Annotated in this window: 22 protein-coding genes; 1 reads left to right on the top strand and 21 read right to left on the bottom strand. The window is 28.8% G+C overall.

What is annotated here, in order from left to right; genetic code table 11:
• Positions 1-39: 39 nt before the first annotated feature.
• The 7 genes from O0R46_RS01650 to O0R46_RS01620 all read right to left on the bottom strand — a co-directional run bounded on the left by O0R46_RS01650 (position 40) and on the right by O0R46_RS01620 (position 10,957).
• Positions 40-1,173 (bottom strand): tetratricopeptide repeat protein, encoded by a 1,134-nt coding sequence (locus O0R46_RS01650; RefSeq protein WP_269311872.1) that lies wholly within the window; start codon positions 1,171-1,173, stop codon positions 40-42.
• 52 nt (positions 1,174-1,225) lie between these two features.
• Positions 1,226-3,010: a B12-binding domain-containing radical SAM protein gene (locus tag O0R46_RS01645; RefSeq protein WP_269311871.1), complete on the bottom strand. Its 1,785-nt coding sequence runs from the start codon at positions 3,008-3,010 to the stop codon at positions 1,226-1,228.
• Between the two features lie 11 nt (positions 3,011-3,021).
• Entirely contained in the window at positions 3,022-4,017 is a 996-nt protein-coding gene (locus O0R46_RS01640; protein WP_269311870.1) for a hypothetical protein, read from the bottom strand.
• A gap of 129 nt (positions 4,018-4,146) precedes the next feature.
• Positions 4,147-5,601 (bottom strand): carbon starvation CstA family protein, encoded by a 1,455-nt coding sequence (locus O0R46_RS01635; protein ID WP_269311869.1) that lies wholly within the window; start codon positions 5,599-5,601, stop codon positions 4,147-4,149.
• 170 nt (positions 5,602-5,771) lie between these two features.
• Positions 5,772-7,472, bottom strand: a complete 1,701-nt coding sequence (gene argS / locus O0R46_RS01630) for an arginine--tRNA ligase (RefSeq protein ID WP_269311868.1) — start codon at positions 7,470-7,472, stop codon at positions 5,772-5,774.
• A 144-nt stretch (positions 7,473-7,616) separates the two neighbouring features.
• Positions 7,617-8,489, bottom strand: coding sequence for a diacylglycerol/lipid kinase family protein (locus tag O0R46_RS01625; protein WP_269311867.1), 873 nt, complete (start codon positions 8,487-8,489; stop codon positions 7,617-7,619).
• Positions 8,490-8,533: 44 nt separating this feature from the next.
• Positions 8,534-10,957 (bottom strand): endonuclease MutS2, encoded by a 2,424-nt coding sequence (locus tag O0R46_RS01620; protein WP_269312518.1) that lies wholly within the window; start codon positions 10,955-10,957, stop codon positions 8,534-8,536.
• A gap of 212 nt (positions 10,958-11,169) precedes the next feature.
• Between O0R46_RS01620 and O0R46_RS01615 the strand changes: the two genes are divergently transcribed.
• A complete protein-coding gene (locus O0R46_RS01615) occupies positions 11,170-12,618 on the top strand; it encodes an aminoacyl-histidine dipeptidase (protein WP_269311866.1) in 1,449 nt (482 codons plus the stop codon).
• 88 nt (positions 12,619-12,706) lie between these two features.
• Here the strand turns inward: O0R46_RS01615 and O0R46_RS01610 are convergent, their stop codons facing one another.
• The 14 genes from O0R46_RS01610 to O0R46_RS01545 all read right to left on the bottom strand — a co-directional run bounded on the left by O0R46_RS01610 (position 12,707) and on the right by O0R46_RS01545 (position 25,179).
• On the bottom strand, positions 12,707-13,558 hold the full coding sequence (locus O0R46_RS01610; RefSeq protein WP_269311865.1) for a DegV family protein: 852 nt from the start codon (positions 13,556-13,558) through the stop codon (positions 12,707-12,709).
• Positions 13,559-13,571: 13 nt separating this feature from the next.
• The gene (gene trmL, locus O0R46_RS01605; RefSeq protein WP_269311864.1) at positions 13,572-14,042 is read right to left on the bottom strand and encodes a tRNA (uridine(34)/cytosine(34)/5-carboxymethylaminomethyluridine(34)-2'-O)-methyltransferase TrmL; all 471 of its coding nucleotides are present in this window, start codon (positions 14,040-14,042) and stop codon (positions 13,572-13,574) included.
• Between the two features lies 1 nt (position 14,043).
• A complete protein-coding gene (gene nth, locus O0R46_RS01600) occupies positions 14,044-14,703 on the bottom strand; it encodes an endonuclease III (protein ID WP_269311863.1) in 660 nt (219 codons plus the stop codon).
• A gap of 94 nt (positions 14,704-14,797) precedes the next feature.
• Positions 14,798-15,400 (bottom strand): signal peptidase I, encoded by a 603-nt coding sequence (gene lepB / locus O0R46_RS01595; protein ID WP_269311862.1) that lies wholly within the window; start codon positions 15,398-15,400, stop codon positions 14,798-14,800.
• Positions 15,401-15,429: 29 nt separating this feature from the next.
• Positions 15,430-16,821, bottom strand: a complete 1,392-nt coding sequence (locus O0R46_RS01590; RefSeq protein ID WP_269311861.1) for an RsmF rRNA methyltransferase first C-terminal domain-containing protein — start codon at positions 16,819-16,821, stop codon at positions 15,430-15,432.
• Positions 16,808-17,437 carry a DUF3867 family protein gene (locus O0R46_RS01585; RefSeq protein WP_269311860.1) on the bottom strand — a complete coding sequence of 210 codons (630 nt, stop codon included), beginning with the start codon at positions 17,435-17,437 and terminating at the stop codon, positions 16,808-16,810. The genes O0R46_RS01590 and O0R46_RS01585 overlap by 14 nt, the downstream gene beginning before the upstream one ends.
• A gap of 201 nt (positions 17,438-17,638) precedes the next feature.
• A complete protein-coding gene (locus tag O0R46_RS01580; protein WP_269311859.1) occupies positions 17,639-18,400 on the bottom strand; it encodes a DUF975 family protein in 762 nt (253 codons plus the stop codon).
• A 96-nt stretch (positions 18,401-18,496) separates the two neighbouring features.
• Entirely contained in the window at positions 18,497-19,264 is a 768-nt protein-coding gene (locus tag O0R46_RS01575; protein WP_269311858.1) for a DUF975 family protein, read from the bottom strand.
• A gap of 242 nt (positions 19,265-19,506) precedes the next feature.
• Positions 19,507-20,433 (bottom strand): DUF975 family protein, encoded by a 927-nt coding sequence (locus O0R46_RS01570; protein WP_269311857.1) that lies wholly within the window; start codon positions 20,431-20,433, stop codon positions 19,507-19,509.
• Between the two features lie 135 nt (positions 20,434-20,568).
• The gene (locus O0R46_RS01565; RefSeq protein ID WP_269311856.1) at positions 20,569-21,396 is read right to left on the bottom strand and encodes a carbon-nitrogen hydrolase family protein; all 828 of its coding nucleotides are present in this window, start codon (positions 21,394-21,396) and stop codon (positions 20,569-20,571) included.
• 12 nt (positions 21,397-21,408) lie between these two features.
• A complete protein-coding gene (locus tag O0R46_RS01560; RefSeq protein ID WP_269311855.1) occupies positions 21,409-21,990 on the bottom strand; it encodes a GNAT family N-acetyltransferase in 582 nt (193 codons plus the stop codon).
• A 4-nt stretch (positions 21,991-21,994) separates the two neighbouring features.
• Entirely contained in the window at positions 21,995-22,117 is a 123-nt protein-coding gene (locus O0R46_RS01555; protein ID WP_269311854.1) for a hypothetical protein, read from the bottom strand.
• Positions 22,118-22,449: 332 nt separating this feature from the next.
• The gene (purB, locus tag O0R46_RS01550) at positions 22,450-23,874 is read right to left on the bottom strand and encodes an adenylosuccinate lyase (RefSeq protein WP_269311853.1); all 1,425 of its coding nucleotides are present in this window, start codon (positions 23,872-23,874) and stop codon (positions 22,450-22,452) included.
• A gap of 27 nt (positions 23,875-23,901) precedes the next feature.
• Positions 23,902-25,179: an adenylosuccinate synthase gene (locus O0R46_RS01545; RefSeq protein WP_269311852.1), complete on the bottom strand. Its 1,278-nt coding sequence runs from the start codon at positions 25,177-25,179 to the stop codon at positions 23,902-23,904.
• Positions 25,180-25,415: the final 236 nt, after the last annotated feature.

Raw genomic sequence — 25,415 nt, 5'->3', positions numbered from 1 at the left:
TCCTTAGTCAAATTTAATAATACACATATCCACGCAAAATTATATCTGACTCATACAAGCAATTGTAACTTGATCAGTTGGATCAATTTCATAAGCTCTTTCTATATAGTATTTTGCATTATCATAATCTCCATTATGTAAATATGCCATTCCTAAGTTACATAATATTTCTGGATTATCTTTTTTAATTTTACTTGCCTTTGCCAATAACTCAATTGACTGATTTAGATTACCTTCCTCTGCATAAGATAAAGCTAGTTCTACTAATGTATCTACCTGAGTTGGTCTTATAATTAATATCTTTTCCAAATAAGATTTTGCCTTTGTATTCTCTCCAAGAGATTTGTATGCAAGGCTTATTACAAATAATAAATTCCACCAATCCGGATTTTCGTCTTCTAAGGGACGTAACTTCTCAAGCCCTTCTTCAGCATTACCTTGGAATACTAGATTGTATCCCTCTTCATACTGAACTTTAAATTCCATCCTATCCAAATTTTCTATTAGTTCAGAGTTTAGTTCCTCTTCTAAACCCAATTCGATGGCTTTTTGCCATGTTAATTTTGATTTCACATATTGTTTTTGATTTGAATAGTGAAAACCTAACTGATAGTATGCTAAAGCAAATTCCGGATTTACGTCTATTATTTTTTCAAGGGCAGTAGATGCCTCTATCAAAAAATCATTCATAGCTTTTATATCCTCGTCTTTTTGGTATCTCATACTTAATTCTTGACAAATAATAGCATACTGATAAAGTGCCATCGTGTCCTTATCATCTCTTCTTAGATATGATTTTATGTATACTAGTGCATCACTTACTTCTCCTCTATTATATGCTTCTTGAGACATATACCCCAAATATTCTAAAGGCTTGAAATTCATTCTTTGGGAAAAAGCTTGAATAAATTTATCATATTCATCATTGTATAAAAAACCGCTATCTATGCCCTGTAAAAATAGGACAGCATCTACTATTGACACTAAATTTAATTCTTCCTGTGCCTTATTATCTTTTATTGAGTTTACTAATACAGAACTTTTTATAGGAAGTTTTAATCCTTCTTCGGGTATTTCATAGCCTGGCAAATTCAATTCGCTTGATTCATTTATTGTAATAAAGACCAATTCCTCAGACTTTTCTAATATGTATTTTTCTATTCTATTTTTCATAATTTACCTCTTTTCAAAACTATAACACCCTATTATAACACAGTAATTTATTTTAAGGTAGAATTACCTCATAAGCATATGATTTTTCAAATATTTTATCTATATTGTAATAGAATAAAATTGTATTTTGCCTTTGTTCAATTTTACATTTTAAATCCTTTTTAATATCCATAATATTGTACTTAAATTCTTCAAAGTGAACATGCCTTATTATATTTTTAGCTGCTTGAAATTCATTATTAGGTGTATACTTTACTTGATTCTCCTCTATTTGCAAGAATTTATGTCCTTTGTTTTTATAATCATTTACATCTATCCTATTTAAAAACACTGGCAGACTAGTTACCTTTCCAATAGATATATAGTCAAACTTTACTACTTCATTAAAAATATCATTTTCTATTAATTTATTTTTAGATTTAAATACTCTTTCTTTAGCAAAATCTAGTAAAATTTCATATAATTTATTTTTTGCATTAGCTAAATCAAAGTATCCATTTTCATTAAAATATGAAGCCATTTCCCTAAAAAATTTAAATGGACTATCATAATATCTCTCTAGTAAGTATTCTATAGATAAAGAAAAATTCCTCGAATTATAATAAATTTCCAATATTTCTTCTATATCCTTTAATTCTAAAATTTGTTCATATGTCATAAATTTATTAGATAATATCTCATATGGAGGATAGTCCTTATACACATAATCAAATTCATCTGACCGCTCTCTAATCCCTGTTCCCTTTATCATTTTTAAAAAACCAAGCTGTAAGCATTGAGACTTTAAGCTGAATACATCATCAAAAGACTGTGAAAATCTGTCAAAATCTTCATATGGCAGCCCGGCTATAAGATCCAAGTGTTGATGAATATTCCTATATGAACTAATTGTGTTTACTACCTTTGTTAATCTTTTGAAATCATCATATCTTCCAACTGCTTTTAATGTTTGTAGATTTGTAGATTGTACACCTATTTCAAACTGGAATAGACCTGGTTTACAATTTTTTAAAAAATGCAACATATCATCATCAATCAAATGAGCTGTGACTTCAAAATGATAAGTCGTAATTCCATTGTCGTTTTCCATCAAAAATCTCATTATATTTTTTGCAATCTCTCTATTTGCATTAAAAGTTCTATCTATAAATTTTATTTGAGATACCCTTGCATCTATTAAATTTTTTAAATCTCTTTTTATCCTATCAGTAGAGAAGTACCTAAGTCCTTTAATAGCTGATGACAAACAATATTGACAATTAAAAGGACATCCTCTAGATGATTCAAAATATACTATTTTATTTTCATACTCGCGTACATCTATATTTTCGTAAGGACTTGGTATATCATTTAAATTTTCTATCAAAGGCATAGGAGGGTTCTCTACTGCATAGCCCCCTTTTCTATATGCAATACCTCGAACCTTACTTATATCAATTTTTCCTAGCAAATTCTCAATCAACTCTCTATAAATTCTTTCGCCTTCTCCATATAATATATAATCTATACATTTATACTTATTTATTGAATCAATATAATCATATGAAACTTCCGGACCACCCAATATTATTATTAAATCAGGATTTATTTTTTTTAGGTTTTCACATAATCTAATAGTATCTTCTATGTTCCATATATATGTTGACATGGCTAAAATATCAATTTTTCTTTTATATATATCTTTTATTATATAATCTATAGAATTATTTATGGTATATTCTTTTAAATCAACCTTATATTCCTTACCTTCCAAATCTCTTGAGTATTCTCTAATATACCTAATAGCCAGATTGGTATGTATGAATTTGGAATTTAAGGTGCTCAACAATACTTTCACCTAATCACCACCTATTTTGTTTTAATTGGCAAAATAAATTCATAAATACCTGTCTTAGTACTCAATTTCATTTTGCATTCATCATTTTCAATTTCTTTTTCTATAATTTTAGAATTATTTAATATGGGATCTGTAAATTCTTTACCCACCCTATAAGACACAAAATTTCTAGGATTAGGCTTTTGTCCAATTCTTTCATATTTATTTTTACTCACAGCTTTATTTCTTAGTTTTATGATATATTTGCCCATAGATTCTATAAAGTCCTTTGTGAATGTATTGCTACTATTTTCCATACACAAGTTTGTATTTTCATTTTTTGATATATTTTGATTGTCTATAAAATTGATAAAATAATAAAATAATATAGTTTGTTCTCTTAACTTGAAAACATCTTTGTCTACTTTTCTTTCTTCTGTGTTCTTCAATCTATTTATAATTTCTAATACTTTGAATCTAGAATAAAACTCATTCCATTCAATTTTATGTATATCTTCTATATATTTTATTTTTTCAAGCTGAAAATGTATCATATCTTTTTTACTAATACCTTGTGGATTATATTCCTTAACCTTATCCAGTAATTTTGAAATAAATTCTTCATATTTATCACTATTTTTCATAAAATTTCTATCTATAATTAGGGATCTAATTAAAATATCTAAAGTCATAATATCTAAAAAATAAGTGTTTTTTTTATCTTCAATAAAGAAAAATCTAGTATACTTGTCTAAATAATCAATTAGTGTATATTCATAAGCTTGGAAATTTCTTGAAACTAACATTAAAGGAATAAAAAATTTTATTCCATAGTTAACTTTTTCTCTATGGTAATATTTAAAATACACAAATTCATCATATAGTCTGTCTATATTTACTATAATATTATTATTTTGATTTAATTCTATAACCTTACTTCCTATTAATATCAAATACTGCATAGATTGAGATTCACACAAAAATAAATCCTTATATAATTTTTCTATATTTTCTTCTAATTTTTTCATGCCAAACTCCTTCTAAATATTTTACCTCTAGCTTATATTTTAACTTTAATGCTTAAATATGTAAACAAGTCTATTTAATTCAAGAAAAAACCCCCAGATAACTGGAGGTTTTTAAGATTATAAGTATTATTATGCTGCCAATCTTTCACTATTTTGTAAAGATTTCTTGCCTGCTTTTACAATTAAATAAGCATATATTATAGCAAGTACTACACCCACTATATTTGCTATATTCTGAGGTACATTAAATCCAATTTTAGCACCTAATAAATAAGATGAAATAATGAATGTATAGAACATACCTGGTATTAAAGAAATTATGTATGGCTTCTTTAATTTATATAAATATAATGAAATCATTGCAAAAGCAAAAACAGCTATTGTCTGGTTTGCCCATGCAAAATATTGCCATAATATATTGAATCCCTTAGCATCAATCTTTGCAAATATTAATATAGCTATAACTGGAGTAAATATAAATGCACTTAGTATAACTCTATTTAATGGTTTAGACTGATCATAACCTATGGCGTCTGCTATCATAAGTCTAGCAGCTCTTAGTGAAGTATCTCCTGATGTGATTGGAAGTACTATGACACCTATAATAGCTACTAATCCACCGATTTTACCTAACATATCATTGGCAACTAAACCTATTATTGCTGGCTTACCAACTAATTCTGCAGGTACACCATAATTGTATATACCCATAGCTGCTGCTGCCCATATCATCGCTATGAAACCTTCAAGTATCATCATGTCATAGAAAGTATGTTTTCCTTCTCTTTCATCTTTAACTGATCTACCTATCAAAGTTGCCTGAGTTGAGTGGAATCCAGAAACTATACCACATGCTACTGTTACAAAGAATACCGGTAGTAGAGGTACTCCCTGTGGATGTGATCCCATCCAATTCGCCATAGATAAGTTATCTAACTTGTAACCTTTAAAGAATAGACCAAAGAATATACCAATTGCTGACAATAATAGTATAGCACCAAATATCGGATACACTTTACCTATAATTTTATCTATTGGGAAAAGTGTAGCCGCTAAATAATATAAGAATATACAACCATACACTACCCAAACTATTGGATTTCCTATAATAGACTTTTGTTTTAATAAGTTTACAATGATAAGATCTCCTGGAGTATAAATAAATACAGCTCCAACTAATATCATTAGGAAAATAACAAAGATATTATATATCTTGTACACCTTATTTCCAAGATGTTCTTTTATTAATGCTGGCATCTGCATACCTTTGCTTCTGATTGATATCATACCACAGAAATAGTCATGCATTGCTCCTCCAAGAACACAGCCTATTGGAATTAATATAAATGCTATAGGTCCAAATAATATACCCTGAATTGGTCCTAATATGGGACCCGTTCCAGCTATATTAAGCAATTCTATTAAAGCATTCTTCTTCTTATCCATAGGAACGTAATCAACACCATCGTTGATACTTGTAGCTGGAGTTGGTCTATCATCTGGTTCAAATACGTTTTCAACGAATTTACCATAAGCCATTCCACCTACGATTAGTATTACTAAACCAATAATAAATGTAATCATAAAAATACCTCCATATAAAATTTAAGAGGGGCAAAATATAGTCCCCTCTAGATTATACAACTCTATGAAATTAATTTCAATACAATATGAATTTAAAGTTAATATAACGTTAATTTTTTTTAATAAATTCACATTTATTTCACATAAAAATATTTTACCAACAAAAACTTTTACATTTTTTCTGGAGACTTCATTCCTAGTATAGCTAATGAATTCTCTATAGTTTGTCTAGTTGCTTCTACTAATGCAAGCCTAGCATTTCTTAGTTCTATATCATCGCTAATAATAATATTATTGTGATAGAATTTATTAAAGGCTTGAGCTAAATCTAGTACAAATCTAGTCACAATGTGTGGTTCATTTTTATTCATAGCATGTACTATTGACTTATTAAACGATTCTAACACCTTTATTACATCTGTTGAGTCTTCATCTGTAAGTAAGTTAAAATCTATATCAGAGCTTATATACACATTGGCCTTTCTCTTTACGGCACAACATCTAGCATGAGTATACTGTACATATGGTCCAGTTTCACCCTCAAAACTAAGAGTCCTTTCCCAAGAGAAAGTATAATCCTTTATTCTACTATTAGATAATTCTTGGAATACAACAGCTCCTACACCGACTTCTCTAGCTATCTTATCTATATTTTCTGCATCAGGATTCTTTTCTTTAACTATCTCCCTAGTCTTATCTATAGCCTGTTTTAATACATCTTCGAGAAACACCACTCTACCTTTTCTAGTTGACATTGTTCCCTCTTCAAGAGCAACCATACCAAATTGAACATGTATCATATCCTTATACCATTCATATCCCATTTTTCTAAGAACATTGAACAATTGTTTGAAATGCAATTCCTGCTGTGATCCTACAACATAAATTGCTTTATAAAAATCGTATGTTTTTTTTCTATATTCGGCTGCTGCCAAATCTCTAGTCAAATATAATGAAGAACCATCATTTTTCTGAATCAAAGCTGGAGGAAGATTTACATCTTCTAAATCAACTATATTTGTTCCCTTTGATTCAATCATTAAATTTTTGCTATTTAATTCATCAATTATAGCTGGCATCTTATCAGAATAGAAACTTTCTCCTGCCAGTGAATCAAAGTCAATTTCTAATAAGTCATATACTCTTTGAAATTCCTTCAAACTTTCATCTCTAAACCACTGCCATAATTCTTTTGCTTCTGGATCTCCATTTTCAAGCTTAGTAAACCATGCCCTAGCTTCATCTTCCATTTCTGGTTTTTGCTCTGCTTCATCATGGAATTTTACATATAACTTTAACAACTCTTTTATTGGTTCTTTTTCAACTGCTTCTTTATTTCCCCATAGCTTGTAAGCTACTATCAACTTACCAAACTGAGTACCATAATCTCCTAAATGATTTATTCTAATTACATTAAAGCCTTGAGAATTATATATTTTATAAAGTGCATTACCTATTACTGTTGTTCTAATATGACCTATATGGAATGGCTTTGCTATATTAGGTGATGAGAAATCTATTGTAATATTTTTTCCTTTCCCGATATCACTCTTACCATAGTTTTCCTTCTCATCAAAAATCTGCTTTATTACTTTTTCTGCTAATTCACCCTTGCTCACGAAGAAATTTACATATGCTCCTAGATTTACAACTTTATCTATTCCATCGCCAACTTCTATTTTTTCTGCTATGTCCTGTGCTATCATATTCGGAGCTTTTCTAAATAATTTAGCTAATTTAAAGCATGGAAAAGCATAATCACCCATTTCTTTATTAGGTGGAATTTCAATCAATGCTTGTATTTCTTCCAACGTCATATCTTCTATTTGGCTTTTTAATTTTTCAGATACAACAATTTTATAATCTGCCATTAATAATCCTCCATTACCATTTATATTTATATAATTATTCTATATTTTAGTCTACAATATTATATATTAACCTAGATTTTTTAATATATCAATATCTTAGTCTATTTTACTTGATTATTTACTTAATATTAAAGTCCTAATATTTTAATAATAAACTTCTATATGTTTTTTTAATACTTCAATTTCAACTGGAAGATTATCTCCCTTATCTCCATCTAAATCTGTCTCAATATCTTCTGTAGAGCATATTTTTATATTACTAGCTTTTAAAAAAACTACATCTTTATTTTTCTCAACAGCCCCTTCCATAACACTCGGAATTAGTCTCATTTTTGTAAGAAAGTCACTATTTTTCAAGATTAATATATTTGCATACCCATACTCATCTTCATCTTCTACTAATCTCATATGGCCAAATGTATCTCTAAGCAATATTAATACATGACTTGCAGGCCCATAGTATTTATCTTTTTCTGTTTCTATTGACACTTGTTTTACTTTGTCATCTCTTATATTTTTTATTGTGCTAAAGGCATAAGCCATAGGTCCATACCTTGTTTTTTCATCAATGCCAACATTATGAATAGCTTCAGCTACTACTCCAATACTAAATATATATGCAAAATATTTGTCATTAGCTTTTCCTATATCTAGTGGAGTATATCTATTGAAGTCCAATCGTTTAATTGCCCAATCTACTCTCATAGGTATATTTAACATTCTAGCCAACATATTTACAGTACCCCCTGGTAGAATACCAAATTTTGGTCTGTATTCTTTTAAAGCCATACCTGATATTACTTCATTTACAGTACCATCACCACCAAGTGCGAATATGCTATGATATCCTAAATCACATGCTTGACCTGAAAATTCAGAGGCATCTTTAGATTTTTTAGTGATTCTAATATCTATCTCATCAAAAAATGTTGAAAATTTTTTCTGTATCTTTTCTATATACTTAGGTCCCTTTGTCGATCCAGCTGTTGGATTGATAATAACCATTACTTTTTTCATATCATACCTCCATAATTTTATTATTTTGGCTCTTTATCTGTATATTATTTTATTTTTACTATTGTAACTCCTGGTCCACCTTCTCCATACTGGCCTGGTCTAAATGATTTAGCATGTACATTTTTCTTTAGCCACTCGTTTATTCCCTTTTTCAATACTCCAGTTCCCATTCCATGAATTATAGTAACTTCTTCATGACCAGCCATACTAGCATCATCTAAATACTTTTCAACTTCCATTATGGCTTCCTCTAAATTCATACCTCTTAAGTCAACTTCTCTTTTAATATTACCTGATTTTGATCTTATTATTTTTCTAGTTGACTTACTTACGTTAGATTTAGCCTTTTTGTCTGATACCTTTAGCGATTTATATGGCAACATCATTTTCATAATACCAACTTGCACTAATGCTTCTTTTTTCTTGTCATCAGATGAAATTATTACCCCTTCTTGCCTTAAGGTAACTATATCTACATTTTGTCCTGGCTTTAAGCTCTTAATTTCTTTTGAAGAATATTTTGGAACTACTATTGATTCTAAGGATGGCTGAAGTGAACCCATATTCTGAGAAATTTCTTTTCTTATAGATTCTATTCTTCTATCTCTATCCTTAGCTTCATTTATTTTTTCAAGTTCTTTCAATTCTTTAATTATTTTTTCAGAAGATTCTTTTGTATCTCTTACTATTGAAAAAGCTTGACTTCTAGCATCTTCTAACATTTTATCCTTAGATGCCTGGAATTTATTTATCTTTCTTTCATATTGTTCTTTATTAAATTCTATTTCTTTCTTTAGGAGCTCTATATTTTCTAACTCTTCATCTATTTTAATTCTATTTTTTTCAATACCTTGTAAAACTTCTTCTAACTCAATATCATCACTAGATAAAAATTCTTTTGCTTCTTCTATTATATAAGTTTTTAGACCGATTTTTTTTGATATTTCAAAAGCATTTGATTTTCCAGGAACACCAATCATCAATCTATAAGTTGGCGAAAGTGTATCCATATCAAATTCTACTGCTGCATTTTCTACATCTTTTTTAGCTAATGCATATTTTTTGAGTGCACTATAGTGAGTTGTCGCTATACATAATGCACCTGCCCTCTTTATATCTTCAAGTATAGCAATAGCTAATGCTTCACCCTCTTCTGGATCTGTACCTGCTCCTAATTCATCAAATATTACTAAAGATTTTTTGCTTACTTGTTGTGTAATATCTACTATTCTAGTCATATGAGATGAAAATGTTGAGAGATTCTGCTCTATACTTTGTGCATCTCCAATATCAGCAAAAATATTATCAAACACACACATTGAAGAACCATAGTCAGCTGGAATGTGTAAACCACATTGTGTCATCAAAGCAAATAGTCCAACCATTTTTATTGTTACCGTTTTACCACCTGTATTTGGACCAGTAATTAATAAAGTTGAAAATTCATCTCCTAAATATACTGTATTTGCAACTACTTTATCCTTTTCTAATAGAGGATGCCTGCCTTTTATTATTTTAAATTTATTGTTTGAGTTTAATACTGGTTCAATCGCTCTCATTGAAATTGATAACTTTGCTTTTGAAAATGCGAAATCAATCCTAGCAAGTATTTCCTGATTAGATATTAGTTCTCTACACACTGAACCAACTTTATCAGATAAATCTGCCAGTATTCTATCTATCTCTTCTCTTTCTCTTAATTTTAATTGCCTTAAATCGTTGTTCATATCAACTATAGACATGGGTTCAATAAAAAGTGTAGCACCTGATGATGACTGATCGTGTACTATACCATTTACTACAGACCTATACTCAGACTTAACTGGAACTACAAATCTATCTCCCCTCATAGAAATAATTGCATCTTGCAAATATTTCTGATAAGTAGTAGACGAAATTATAGTATTTAACCTAGACCTTATAGATTGATTCTTTTGAATTATTTTTCTTCTAATATTCCTAAGTTCAGAGGATGCAGAGTCTGATATTTCAATTTCACTAACAATAGCATTTCCTATATCCTCTTCTATGTCTTTATGTATATATAGGCTTGAAGCCAGTGACTGGATTATAGGATAATTAATAGTATCATCATTTTGCCAAACTGATGTTTCTTCATTACCAAAAGTTTCAACTTTTATATTTTTACTTAATATATTTGAAATAAGCCTACTTGCACGCATTGTATCGCAAACTTTTAAAAGACTGGCCGCATCTAATACTGCTCCTAATTCAGCTCTTTTTGTATAATTTGCTATATCATTTATTCCTGCAAGTGGTATATGTCCTCTCTTTATTAAAATTGATTGTGCTTCACTAGTCTCTTCCAATGAGTTTTTTACCTTATAATAATCACTCATAGGTTCAAGATTTTTTATTATGTTTCTACCTAATTCTGAAGATGCTTTTTGTGAAAGTAAATCTATTATTTTCTCTAGTTCCAACACATTAAAATATTTATTATCCATAATCACCATCCATTCATTTCTATTCATTTCACTCTTATAATTATACCATTAATGTAGCTATATACATAAATTTTTTTATACTTATATACTCATAACATGTTATAATGTAAATGAATATACTTTTTTGTTAATTTGATATCTTAGTCTTATTAATATTTTTAGTATATTATTTAATTATTGCAATTAAATACTCAAATATGGAGGTGATATATATGACTTATGTAACAAAAGACCTAAGACCCAAATCCGTTTTTAGGAACTTTGAAAATATTTCCAAAATACCTAGATCATCAGGGAATGAAAAAGAAATTAGCGATTATATAAAAAAATTTGCTGAAAATCTTGGATTAGAAACTTTTCAGGACCAATACAATAATTTAATGGTTAAAAAACCTGCCAGCAATTCCAATTCAAAAACAACTATTATGTTACAAGCGCATATTGACATGGTTACAGAAAAAGGTGATAAATCAAACCATGATTTCAATAAAGATCCATTAAAGTTAGTGGTTGAAGATAACAAACTTAGGGCGACTGATACTACCCTTGGTGCTGACAATGGTATAGGTATAGCTTATATGATGTCAATATTAGAAGACGATAAAATTCAACATCCTAACTTAGAGTGTGTATTTACAGCTGATGAGGAAGTGGGTTTGATTGGTGTAAGCAATATGGACTTATCAAAATCAAAAGCTGACTATGTGATAAACTTGGATTCTGAAGAAGAATATAATATACTTGTTGGTTGCGCGGGAGGTGTAGACTCAATCCTATCTATTAGAAAAGAGTACAAACCTGCTAAACCTAGGAATATAGCCTTAGAAATAAATATTCAAGGACTTCTTGGTGGGCACTCTGGTATGGATATAGACAAGCATAGGGCTAATGCGAATGTAATACTTGGTAGAGTTTTGAATTCTATTAAATATCCATATGATTTATTCTATATAAATGGCGGTTCAAAAAGAAATGCCATACCTAGAAATAGCGAGGCTGTAATTTCCATATCATATGACAATTTAGAAGCAATAGCTCACGATATACACAAATTTAGATCAAAAATTCAAAAAGAATTTTATCCACTTGAGCCAAATTTAAATATAAAATTAAGACGTACCGCACCAACCGACTTTAAAGTTTACTCTGACAAATGCAAAAGAGATATAATTAATCTATTATTATTAATGCCTAACGGAGTAATATCAATGGATACAAATCTTGAAAATATGGTAGAGACATCTACTAATTTTGCAATTGTTGTAGAATCTTCAAGCCATATTAGATTTAAAAATCTATCTAGAAGTTCACTTCAAAGTAGAAAAGACTTTCTAAAGTCAAAATTTTCTTCTCTTGCTGAACTAGTAGGAGGAAAGGTTATATTTGAAGCCGAATATCCAGCTTGGGAGCATGCTCCAAATTCTTTTTTAGAAAAGAAAGCAAAAAAAATATACAATGAAGTATTTGAAGTAGACCCGGATATAGTAGTAATGCACTGTGGTTTGGAATGTGGAATTCTTTTGGACAAGTTGACGAGAGAAGCTGATGCTATATCAATAGGACCAAATATGTACGATGTACATACACCACACGAATATGTTGAAATTGATTCCGTAGAAAAAATATACAAATATTTACTTGAGCTTTTGAAACAACTATAATTAGAATACTTGATTGATTCAGAAAAATTAATGTAAGTAACCCCTAGATAAATATCTAGGGGTTACAATTATTCCAAATTAATTATAATTATTCACTTTTAAAACATATAAAACCAGTTGTTCCTGGACCACCATGCGTACCTATTCCACATCCTATCCTAAAATACTCTATGTTTTTAGGTTTTAGAGTTTTTATAATCTCTTTTTCTAATCGGTCTCTTTCTGCAAAGTCATCAGTAGTACCTAGAAATACTGTCTGATTAGATAAATCTCTTACTCCATTTTCTTGAGCAAGCTCTACTAACTTTACCGCAACATTCCTTTTACCTCTTGCCATACCTTGATTATCAACAATACCGTCTTTTATGACACATAAAGGTTTTATACCGAGGACTGTACCTATTACAGCTCTTCTTGAAGATATTCTTCCTCCTTGTGATAAATATTCTAAATCATCACATGAAAAAGTTCCATATACATTGTTCTTTAATATCTCTATTTCATCTACAATTTGATCCAAACTCATTCCTAATTCCCTAAACTCAGCAGCCTTTAATATTAGTAAACCCACAGCAAAACATAAAGTTCCAGAATCTATAACTCTTATATTACCACCAACAATATCATTTTTTGCCATTATAGCTCTCTCATAAGTTCCTGTAGCTTGAGATGCAACTGATATATAAAGTATTGACTTTCCTTGCTTAGTATATTTATCAAAACACTCATAAAAGTCACCATATGTTATCTGTGAAGTCTTTGGCACTATTTTTTCTTCTCTTATTCTTTTATAAAATTCGTCTAAACTTATTGTCACCCTATCCCTATACTCTTCTCCATTCATATAGATGTAAAGTGGTAGCATGTCTATATCATATTTTTCCAGATAAGAATCTGGAATATCTGATAAGCTATCACATATGATTTTTATTTCATTCATTTAAACCTCCCATTTACTCCAATTCGCCATAATCCATTTGCCTTAAAGCTTCATAGACAGCTATTGCGACTGAGTTTGATAAATTTAAACATCTAGCTCCTTCTATCATTCTCATCGGTATTCTAATTGTATTATCAATATTAGCTTCTATCAAATCTTTAGGAAGCCCCTTAGTTTCTTTTCCAAACACAATAAAACATCCATCTTTATATTCAACATCTGAATGTCTATTTAGACCTTTAGTTGTAGCATAAAAATAATCAGATTCTGGAAATTTTTTTTGCAATTCATCAAATGAATCGTAATATTGTATATTCGCTATATCCCAATAATCTAATCCACATCTTTTTAAATGCTTATCATCCAATGAAAAACCTAATGGCTTTATCAAATGAAGCACTGCACCTGTAGCTGCACACGTTCTAATAATATTTCCCGTATTATGTGGTATTTCTGGCTCAACTAATACTATATTTATTGCCATCTTACTTCTCCTTTTTTTTATTTTCCACAGCATAATAATTGCAATAATCTCTTATATTACATTTATCACACTCTGGCTTTCTGGCTTTACAAACTCTTCTACCTTGAAATATCAATAAGTGGTGAGAATGTGTCCATCTATCTATTGGTATTGCCTTCATCAAAGCAAACTCTGTTTTTTCTACTGTATTTTCTTTTATTATTCCAATTCTATTACTTACCCTAAATACATGTGTATCGACAGCAATAGCTGGTATACCAAATGCATTACTCAGTACAACTCCAGCAGTCTTTCTGCCAACTCCGGGTAATTTTATTAAATCATCTAAATTCTGTGGAACTTGCCCCTCAAAATCTTCTATCAAAATTCTTGAGCTATCTTTTATTTTTTGTGCCTTGCTTTTATATAATCCACAAGTTCTAATCATATTTTCTATTTCTTTTATAGATAATTCATTAAAATCATATGGAGTATTGTACTTTTTAAACATTTCTTCCGTAACTATATTAACTCTTACATCAGTGCACTGGGCTGATAATATAGTTGCGATTAATAATTCAAAAGCATTCTGATGCACTAGTTCACAATGTGCATCAGGGTGCAATTCAGTCAATAAATCTAATATTTCAATTACTTCTTTTTTTGTTTTTTTTCTAGGCATAGTGTCGACTCCAATTCATTTTCAAACAAAATAAATTACAATGCTCTATATAAATTAAAATAAAATTTATCTCTATATCTTTTTATATATATTATTATTCCACAGGCCCCAAACTGTTTATTGGTAATAACCTAACCAGAATATTTCCAACCAATTTTTTTTCTGGTACGAAACCAACCTCTGGATATCTACTATCTAAGCTCCTAGATCTATTGTCGCCCATACAGAACAATTTTCCTTGTGGTACTGTTGTGTCTATATTACCATCTGTAAAATTGCCTATTGATATATAGTCTTCTTTTACTTGCTGTCCATTTACTTTTACAATACCATCCTTTATTTGTATTTTATCTCCCCCAACAGCAATAACTCTTTTTACTAAATCCTTAGTCTGACTGTCATCTTGCAGTACAAAATCCATAGCTTGTCTTAGAGCATTTTTTTCGCTTGTTTTTGTTCCTATTGGCATATCGCTATCGAAAACTACTATGTCTCCTCTATCCACGCCTGTATATCTACTGACTCTATTAATTATCAAATAGTCATTATTATCTAAGGTAGGATACATGGATATTCCATCCACTCTAGTAGGTCTTACAAATTGTACAATTACTATAGCCAAAATAATTGCCATTGAAAATACCTTTATTATTTCCCATATCTCACCTATGCAACCTTTATTTTCTTTTCGGCTCACTTTTTTCTCCTTTCCAGCACAATGTAATATTAAATGTTTTTTCTTAAACCCTTGGGATATTTATTTTTTAATTGTCCATTTGATTCCTTTGCCCATCCCAAACCAATTCCATTTACACATACCAAAGTCCAAGATCTAGATGCATTTGTAGCTATGCTTTGACCGCTTAAATACCTACTTATGTTTTCATCATCATATTTAAAATCAATATAATTTTTGACTTTATTTTTATTTAAAATCATAGCAAATGAATGTGCTGGTTCAAATCTATTTTTCAATATTTTACCTAATAACAAACCTTTTCTAAGTGTCTTGGGCATATCCTCTACTTCAATTTCCTTAGGAAAAATATACAAAAGCCCACTCCTATCAATAAATTTATATTTTTTTTTGATAAATTTGCTATAGTCATCTTTTAAAAACTTAGAAGAAAATTCTTCAAATTCTTTACATTTATAATCACATGGCTTATTCTTTTTTTTATTATTTTTATTCATAAACTCTTCATCCATATTGTCATTGGTATTTAGCTTTTTAATTTTTGCACAGAAGTGTCCTTCTCCTTTTTCTTTATGAGGCCAAATTCTATCCATAGAAATTAACTCGGTATTTTTAAATTTACATAAAAAATTATTGACTATCTCTTCATTTTCACTTTTAGTAAATGTGCATGTAGAATATATTATAGTCCCCTGATCTTTCAGCATATAATAAGCATCAGTCATTAATTCTTCTTGTATAGAGCAACATTGATCAACTTTATCCTCAGACCAATCTTCTATTGCGTATTCATCTTTTCTAAACATACCCTGACCAGAACATGGTGCATCTATAAATATCTTATCAAAATAACCTTTAAAAAACTTTAATAATTCTTTAGAACTCATATTGGTAATTAAAGAATTTATAGCTCCAAACTTTTCTAAATTTTCTCCTAGAGCTTTTAGCCTAGACTTATTAAATTCATTAGATACTAAAAAACCACTGTTATTTAATTTAGACAATATATAAGTAGATTTTCCACCCGGAGATGCACACATATCTAAAATATAATCTCCCATATCAATTTCACTTTGACCTACTACACTCATTGCTGAAGGCTCTTGTATATAATACAATCCCGCATCAAAAAGTGGGTTCATACTAGGTCTTTTATCCAAAGAGATATAGTAACCTTCATTTGCCCACTTTATCTTATCCTCAGCTAAGTTAATTTCAAAAAGATTTAATTTTTCAAAGTCATCTTGATTCATTTTTAAAGTATTAAGTCTTATTGAACTTGTTTTTTCATCATTATAACTATCTATAAAATCATCGTATTCACTGCCTAGTAAATCTCTCATATCTTCTTTGAATTTACTAGGCAACTTATCTATTATATCTATTTCTTCTTTAAACTTTACTTCTTTATTTATATTCATATGTATTTGTTGCCTCACATATAATAACTTTCAATGGAGTGTCTATAGTTGATCTATAGTTAGCTATAAATTTATTTATAGTATCGTCACTCAAATCTAATTTCTTTTCGCTTATAACAACTAATTCATTTCCATTCATCAATATTTTAATATCATTTTTGTCATTTTGTATCCTATATTCTAAGATAGTCTTTTCTTCTAGCTGACTCTTATATTTTTCAAAAAAACCTAGCTTTATAGCTCCCTTGTCATTATTTACTAATTCATCTATATCAAAATCATTTATTGACTTCTCTGATTTATACTTATCTTCATCAGATTTAGAAAAATTCATTTGGTTAGGATCCATTCCCATTTTTTTCATTTCATCCTCTAACATCTTGGGATCTATACCATATCTTTCCATCATTTTCATTTGTATATTAACTAATTTCTCTTCTGATATATTATTTTCTTGCATATATTCCGACATTTTTTTTGAAAATTGAAACATAGTCATTTGACCTGTGTTTATTTGCATATATAAATCTTGTACATATTGCTCAAACTTATTTATATCCGATTCTTTTACTTTTTCTTTTAATTCATTAAAATCAATTATTTTATCATCTGACATTTTAAAACCTCCAGTCTACAATTATATAAATTATTTTATCATAGTAAACTCAATTTATACATAATAAAAATATTTTTTTATATACATTAAAATTCCTTTTTATACAAATGAAAAAACTCCATATTTTATGGAGTTTAGTATATGAATATTAATTTTATTTTTATATAAAAATATCATGATATCTTTTATTTATATAAATTTTTATTTGTGTACTAATTTAGCTAAAAGATCTTTTTTCTCTTTCAGCAATTGGCTATAAAATACTGCAATTGAAACTTTAATATAGGGTACCAAGAGCACTAGTCCGATACCGAATGTAAATATAGATAAAATAAACCAACCTGTAAAAGAGATTATTAAAGAAAACAATCTCCATTTATAATCTTTGACTAATTTCAAGGTGAATCTTATAGTATTTGTCGGACCAATCTGATCATACTGACTAAATACTACATATTTATATAACACTATACTACAAAATATATACGAAGCCATTATAAAATATATAATTAATAAAAATATATTAAATAGAATATCCGGTATACCTCCAGTCTTTGCTATTATATATAAAATACCCTCATGAACAAAGTGGTTTGATGATATAAAACCAGCAAAATCTGATCCTTTGGCAGCTATACCCACCATGAAATTCAATATATTATATAGAAGTATAATCATTATTGAATAATTGCACATTTTTACAAAAGATCTCAAATCAAATATAGAGTTTTCTAAAGTTATTTCTTCCTCTATGCTTAGGTTAAAAGCTATTTTTGATAAAAAATTCATCAATATTATCGCAAAAAAAGCTATTATATTGGTAATAATAATATTTTTTCTAGCAAATATATAATTTATTATAAAAGTTAAAACAAAGACTATCAATGTTATAATTGCGAATAAAGGCCAGTGACTACTTAATCTACTCCTAGCCTGTAACTTTATTTTTCTATTAGAAAGCATAAACACCTCCATAATTTTTTAGTCACCAATTTAGCTAATTAATGACTATTTATCTTATAATTATAACATTATAGAATATTCTATTCAATGGAAAGGCTATTTTTCTATTGTTCTAATTATTCTATTTTTCTTCTCAAGTATTTCTTTTTTATAGCTTAGCAAACTTTTATAATAATTTGCTTTTGATACTTGATAGTAAGAATTTAGCCACAAAAATCCAATTCCGAAAGTAAATATAGACATAAAAGCCAATATAGTAAATGGCAAAATAAAATATAAAAATTCTATTCTATGTCCTTTGATAATATTAAAAGATAAATTAACAATTTTTATAATATTAATTTTTTTATTATTTCTAAATATTATATAATAACCAAATATAAACCCCAAGCATACATATATAATAGAAAATAGGTATATAGAAAGTATTATAAAATTAAACAGTGTCTTTTTAATTAGTGTAATAGAAAGTACAGTAAGTATATCAAATCCTCTCGAGCTTATATCTACTTCCCATATTGTACTTTCAATGAGTATAAAAATTATGTTTATTATATGAATAAGTACAAGATTAATCAATATGTATATAAACAAATTGATTAATTCTTTTTTTTTGAAAATTTTATAATTAAATGGTTTTTTTGCATCTCTTGAAATTTTATAACCCAACTTTGTGGTTATGCATATGATAAATATTGATAAAATTTCCAATATGAAATTAATTAATCTATTTGTTGTTTTGACACTAGAAAATGAAATAAAATATATAGAAATCAAGCACATAAAATTTATTATTACTAGCGTATTCCATTTACCAGATAATTGCTTTATCGATTTACTTTTGATACTTTTTAAACCAATCAATATTTATTCCCCCTTCAATAATTACAAATTTGCAAAGCTTTTCCATAAAATTACACGTCATTATAGCACCGCTATAAATATACTTCAACGAAATCCAATTAAGTGTAATTTTTTGTAATTATTGAATTAGTATTGTTCTAAAAAGTAAATAAAAAACCTCAAATATTACAAAAATACTTGAGGTTTTATCTTAAAAACATTACAATTTTTTACTATTAAATATATTTTAATATCATTTTTAACTATAATATAGGGTCATTTTTGTCAGCTGTTTTTGTATCATCTTTTTCAAGGTCTATACTTTCAAAAGTAACTTTTTCTTCTGAATAAGAATCATTAATATCTCTTGAATAATTATGTTCTTCTCTCATAGTTCTATATTCTTGCTCATATTCTCTATCCACTACTCCCGATTGTCTTGCTTCTTCTTCGTTTTCTTTCAATAATTCAAGATAGAAATTAGCATTTGCAACATATGAGTATGACATCAAGAATAAGAATCCTATTCCCAAAGTAAGTACAGATAAAATAGCCCAACCTATAAATGATAAATTCAAGCAAAATAATCTCCACTTATATCCCTTCATTATAGAAAAAGAAAGTTTCATCGCATCAATTGCTCCTATGTCATCATGATCTCTTAATATAATATAAATTGACTGTGCAAATGCCAAGCTAAAGAACAACATAATAGCTATAAATACTATTATAATAACTAGCAATATTATTATTGTACCCGCTCCAAGATTTCCTAACAATTCGTTTATATTACTGGGATCAGCCATTGAACCCACACCTAGACCCATAATAGATGCTGCACCCACTATAAATAATATAATACCTAATATAATCTCTAATGCAAATATTATTACATTCATTAGTATAGAATATAATAGAGCTCTTAGATACTGTCTCTTATTTAATACAAATCGTGATGCATCTACTTCTTTTCCATTTGCTATATCAAGTCCCAACTTATATAGGCCAAATGTCAACAATTCAGTAAGCAATGAAAACACAATAGATATTGAGTTTAGCTCTGCCTTTATCATTATAGTATACATTAAAGCTATAGCTGCTATAACTAGTAAATTAATTATAGCCATTTTTCCCCATTTACCGCTTAATTGAGCTCTACTCAATTTTCTTATTTCCGAATTTTTTAACATAATTCCTCCTCTAATAAAATATATTAAAATATAAGTCTTACAATACTATTTTATTATATATTCTGATTCTTTGTAATACATTTTTAATCAGTATATATTTTTTTATTTTTTATTTATTTTTTCTTTAATAAATATTTATTTTTTATTCTTCACTTCATATAAATCTTTTCTAAGGTTGCTTGTTAGTGGCAATTGCTTTCTTAATGAATCTACCTTGTTTAAATCAATATCAGCATAGATTATTTCCTCATTATTACCAGCTTTTGCAATAATGTTTCCCCATGGATCTGAAATTCTAGAATTTGCATATGAAATGTATTCAGCATCTTCATTCCTAGCAGGACAAGCTCCAACAAAATATACTTGATTGTCTATTGCTCTCATTCTGACAGATATTTCCCAATGAGCTGGTCCTGTCGTCATATTAAATGCTGCTGGTAATATTATTAATTTTGAACCCATATTAGATAATAATCTGAAATATTCTGGAAACCTTATATCAAAACAAATACCTAAACCTACTTTACCAAATTTAGTATCAAATACCGAAAATTCTTCTCCTGGAGTTAAGCTATCGCTTTCCTTAAAATATTGGCCATCTTCTATATCAATATCAAAAAGATGCATTTTTCTATGTTTTCCTATTAATTCACCTTTATCATTAAAAAAATATGAAGTATTATATAATTTTTCATTTTCTTTTTCAGATATTGAACCTGCAACTAGATGTATCTTACATCTTTTTGCGACATCCATCATTGCCACAGAAGTTTTTCCTGGATATTCCTCTGCATAATTATAAAAAGATTTTGTACTATATGGTCCATTAAAAATCTCTGGTAATACTACCAAATCAGCTCCATTTTGAGAAGCTTCTTCAATTTTTTGGACAGCATTCTTAATATTTTCTTCCTTACTCTCGCCTACCTTTAATTGACACACAGCAATTCTAAATGTATTCATCATGCACCTCTTTTATAATTCATTCAATGCTTTTATCTGTTTACCTTCTTTATCAAAATTTGAATCTTCTAACCAAGCTTCAAATTTATTTTTTAGTAACTTCCATTCATCATCAATTATAGAAAACCAAGCAGTATCTCGATTTCGACCTTTATATACCATAGCTTTTCTAAAAAGTCCTTCATATTTAAAGCCAAGTCTTTTTGCGGCCCTTTTAGATGGCTCATTGTAGTTATCACATTTCCACTCATATCTTCTATATTTAATATCTTCAAATACATATTTCATTATTAAATATTGAGCTTCAGTTGCCATTTTACTTTTTTTGAGAATATCTGAATATAATATACTGCCAATCTCTATAACTCTATTATTTTTATCAATCCTCATTAAAGCAAAACTACCAATAGCTTTTTTTGATTTATTATCTATTATTGCTAAATAATATGGATCTATTGATTTTATCATGTTCTCAAAAAATAGCTTAAAACACTCTACTTTTTCAAATTTATCAAATACCATATATGTAAAAGAATCATCTGAAGTTAAAGAGCTATATACAGAAAATAAATCGTCGAAATGCTTATATGACATTTTCTCAATGCTTACTAAATTCCCTCTTATATATGTCTATCACTGGCATATTTCCTTCATGAAAATCTATTAGTTCTTTACCTATAGGTTGATTTAGCTGATTATAAATAATTTCTTTTTGATTCATAATATTCTCCTTATTAAGCAGTTATATATTTTTCTTACTTCAAAAGTTTACTTGTTTAAGTTATTATATCAAACAAATAATATCTTTACTATTTAAAATTTATATATTTTATAATCTTAGCAAATCATAAGTCATAACCTAATACTTTATCATAAAACATTTCAATATAATAACTATCCCTTTATATTCTTACGCCAATCTAAAACTTTTTTATAATAGCTATTTTTATATATTAATCAATATATAAAAATAGCTAAACCGAATACGCTTTAGCTATTTGAAATTCATATTTATTTTCTTTTTATATTACATTTATATATAATTAAACAACATTATACTGTTATTTCTGCTGTTTCTATAGTTTCTTCTTTATATAGTATCGGACCTACCACATTATTCAAAAATTCTTCAACCTGTAGTGGAGCTGCTCCAACATATAATTCTGGTTTTAAGACTTCAAGTATTTCTTCTTTTGTAATACCAAAATCAGAGTCACCAGCAATTCTATCCACTAAATCATTTTCCATTCCTTCTGATTTTACCATTCTTGCAGCTTCTAAAGAATGTACTCTTATCTTTTCATGAAGTTCTTGTCTATTTCCACCTCTTTTTACGGCATCCATCATTATATTTTCTGTTGCCATAAAAGGTAGTTCTTTCATTAATCTCTGTTCAATGACTTTTGGATATACAACCAATCCATCACTTACGTTTGCACATAAATTCAATACTGCATCAGTTGCTAAAAATGCCTCTGGAACTGATATTCTTTTATTTGCAGAGTCATCCAAGGTTCTTTCAAACCACTGCCCTGCTACTGTCATAGCTGGATTGAGCATATCTGAAATCACATATCTTGATAAAGATGCTATTCTCTCACTTCTCATAGGATTTCTCTTGTATGCCATAGCTGAAGATCCTATTTGATTCTTTTCAAATGGTTCTTCAACTTCTTTTAAGTGTTGTAAAAGCCTTATATCATTAGAAAACTTTGTGGCTGACTGTGCTATGCCAGAAAGTATATTAATTACCTGACTGTCTATCTTTCTTGAATATGTCTGTCCAGTCACTGGAAATACATCATCATACCCCATTTTATTTGCAATCATCTTATCTACTTGCTTAACTTTTTCAAAATTGCCATCAAATAGTTCCATAAAAGAGGCTTGAGTACCTGTCGTACCTTTTGCTCCTCTCAATCTTTTTCTCTGTAAAAAATCTTCTAATGTTTCCAAATCCAATAGAAAATCTTCTATCCATAATGTTGCTCTTTTGCCTACTGTAGTCGGTTGAGCTGGCTGAAAATGTGTAAATCCTAACGTTGGCAATTCTTTATACTCATCAGCAAATTTAGCTAGGACCTGAATAACCTTTATTAGCCTCTTCTTTATCATTTCCAAGGCTTCATACATTACTATTAAGTCTGTATTATCTCCAACAAAACAGGATGTAGCACCCAAATGTATTATACCTGCAGCCTTTGGGCACTGAACTCCATATGCATATACATGACTCATAACATCATGTCTAACTTCTTTCTCTCTCTGCTTTGCAACATCATAATTAATATCATTTTGGAATTTTTTTAATTCATCTATTTGTTCTTGGCTAATGTCTAAACCTAGTTCTTTTTCTGTTTCAGCCAAGGCTATCCACAGCTTTCTCCAAGTAGTAAACTTTTTATCTGGAGAAAATAATTCCTGCATTTCCTTACTTGCGTATCTAGATGTAAGGGGTGATTGATATGTATTATTCATTATTTTTCCTCCTTAAAATTAGAGCCACTATGGCATTACTATATATTGTTCTCTTTCAGCACCTACAGAAACGTAAGTTATTTTACAATCTACTACTTTTTCTATATATTTTATGTAATCTATAGCCTCTTTTGGAAGTTCTTCCAATGTCTTGCAGTTGGAAATATCTTTCATCCATCCCTTTTTATATTCATATACGGGTTGAGCCTTGAATAGTTTTTCTCCTATTGGGAATTCATCAAGGACTGTATCATCAAATTTATATCCTACACATACTGGTATTTCTTCAAAGTATGAAAGTACATCTAATTTTGTCAAAGCTATTTCGTCTGCTCCTTGACATCTTACACCATATCTAGAAGCAAGTACATCAAACCCTCCTACTCTTCTTGGTCTACCAGTAGCTGCACCATATTCATTACCAGCTTTTCTCAGTTGCTCTGCTTCATCTCCGAACATTTCAGCTGTAAATGGTCCTTCACCTACACAAGTTGAATAAGCCTTCATTATACCTATTGATCTTTCAACCTTCAAGTTTGGAACCCCTGCACCAATTGGAGCATAAGCTGCTATTGAAGATGATGATGATGTAAATGGATATATACCAAAATCTATATCTCTTAAAGCACCTAATTGTGCTTCAAACATAATATTCTTTCCTTCTTTATTTGCTTGATTTAAGTATAGACCAGTATCACATACAAATTTCTTTGCAACATCACCATATTCTTTTAAATATGACCACATTTGATCAAACTCTATTGGACTATCTCCATAACCATCAGCTAGCATAAGATTCTTCCATTCAATAATTCCTTTTAGCCTTTCTTTTAAAGATTCTTCACTATCTAATAGTTCTCCCATTCTAAGGCCTTTTTTCATGTACTTGTCTCCGTATACTGGAGCTATCCCTCTTTTAGTTGATCCATATTTTGCATCTGACAATCTTTCTTCTTCTAGACAATCTTGCTTTACATGATATGGCATTACTATTATAGCCCTATCGCTTATTTTCAAATTATCAGGTGTAATTTCAATACCCGCACTAATTAACTTGCCCATTTCTTCACAAAGATGTTTTATATCAACTACTACACCATTTCCTATTATATTTACAACGTCTGTTCTCAGTATGCCTGATGGCAATAAGTTTAGTATAAACTTTCCTCTTTCATTTACTACTGTGTGACCTGCATTATTTCCACCTTGATATCTAACTACTATATCATAATCTTCAGATAGTAAGTCTACCATTCTTCCTTTACCTTCATCGCCCCAGTTTATTCCTGTTATTGCTGTTAACATACAAACATCCTTTCCATATATAAGTTTATTTTAATAAACAATTTAATCAAAAAAAGTGTCCTAATGGTAATAAGTATTACGTAATAAACTCAATCTACCAATGAACACGTCTATTACTTATAAAGTATACCACACTAATAATTATGACGTAAAGGATAAAAAGACAAAAATATGAATTATTTCTACCTTTTTCCATTTTTAGTTCTGTAAAAACTGAACTAATTTTATCTAATCTT

The sequence above is a fragment of the Peptostreptococcus equinus genome (assembly GCF_027125355.1).
GTDB lineage: Bacteria > Bacillota > Clostridia > Peptostreptococcales > Peptostreptococcaceae > Peptostreptococcus > Peptostreptococcus equinus.
This window is presented reverse-complemented; position numbering and strand designations above follow the sequence as displayed.

Bases quoted from the DNA above. Each gene is read 5' to 3' on its own strand.
- O0R46_RS01650 (WP_269311872.1), bottom strand. From the start codon at position 1,173: ATGAAAAATAGAATAGAAAAATACATATTAGAAAAGTCTGAGGAATTG.
- O0R46_RS01640 (WP_269311870.1), bottom strand. From the start codon at position 4,017: ATGAAAAAATTAGAAGAAAATATAGAAAAATTATATAAGGATTTATTT.
- O0R46_RS01635 (WP_269311869.1), bottom strand. From the start codon at position 5,601: ATGATTACATTTATTATTGGTTTAGTAATACTAATCGTAGGTGGAATG.
- argS (WP_269311868.1), bottom strand. From the start codon at position 7,472: ATGGCAGATTATAAAATTGTTGTATCTGAAAAATTAAAAAGCCAAATA.
- O0R46_RS01625 (WP_269311867.1), bottom strand. From the start codon at position 8,489: ATGAAAAAAGTAATGGTTATTATCAATCCAACAGCTGGATCGACAAAG.
- O0R46_RS01620 (WP_269312518.1), bottom strand. From the start codon at position 10,957: ATGGATAATAAATATTTTAATGTGTTGGAACTAGAGAAAATAATAGAT.
- O0R46_RS01615 (WP_269311866.1), top strand. From the start codon at position 11,170: ATGACTTATGTAACAAAAGACCTAAGACCCAAATCCGTTTTTAGGAAC.
- O0R46_RS01610 (WP_269311865.1), bottom strand. From the start codon at position 13,558: ATGAATGAAATAAAAATCATATGTGATAGCTTATCAGATATTCCAGAT.
- trmL (WP_269311864.1), bottom strand. From the start codon at position 14,042: ATGGCAATAAATATAGTATTAGTTGAGCCAGAAATACCACATAATACG.
- nth (WP_269311863.1), bottom strand. From the start codon at position 14,703: ATGCCTAGAAAAAAAACAAAAAAAGAAGTAATTGAAATATTAGATTTA.
- O0R46_RS01590 (WP_269311861.1), bottom strand. From the start codon at position 16,821: ATGAATATAAATAAAGAAGTAAAGTTTAAAGAAGAAATAGATATAATA.
- O0R46_RS01585 (WP_269311860.1), bottom strand. From the start codon at position 17,437: ATGTCAGATGATAAAATAATTGATTTTAATGAATTAAAAGAAAAAGTA.
- O0R46_RS01580 (WP_269311859.1), bottom strand. From the start codon at position 18,400: ATGCTTTCTAATAGAAAAATAAAGTTACAGGCTAGGAGTAGATTAAGT.
- O0R46_RS01570 (WP_269311857.1), bottom strand. From the start codon at position 20,433: ATGTTAAAAAATTCGGAAATAAGAAAATTGAGTAGAGCTCAATTAAGC.
- O0R46_RS01565 (WP_269311856.1), bottom strand. From the start codon at position 21,396: ATGAATACATTTAGAATTGCTGTGTGTCAATTAAAGGTAGGCGAGAGT.
- O0R46_RS01560 (WP_269311855.1), bottom strand. From the start codon at position 21,990: ATGTCATATAAGCATTTCGACGATTTATTTTCTGTATATAGCTCTTTA.
- O0R46_RS01555 (WP_269311854.1), bottom strand. From the start codon at position 22,117: ATGAATCAAAAAGAAATTATTTATAATCAGCTAAATCAACCTATAGGT.
- purB (WP_269311853.1), bottom strand. From the start codon at position 23,874: ATGAATAATACATATCAATCACCCCTTACATCTAGATACGCAAGTAAG.
- O0R46_RS01545 (WP_269311852.1), bottom strand. From the start codon at position 25,179: ATGTTAACAGCAATAACAGGAATAAACTGGGGCGATGAAGGTAAAGGA.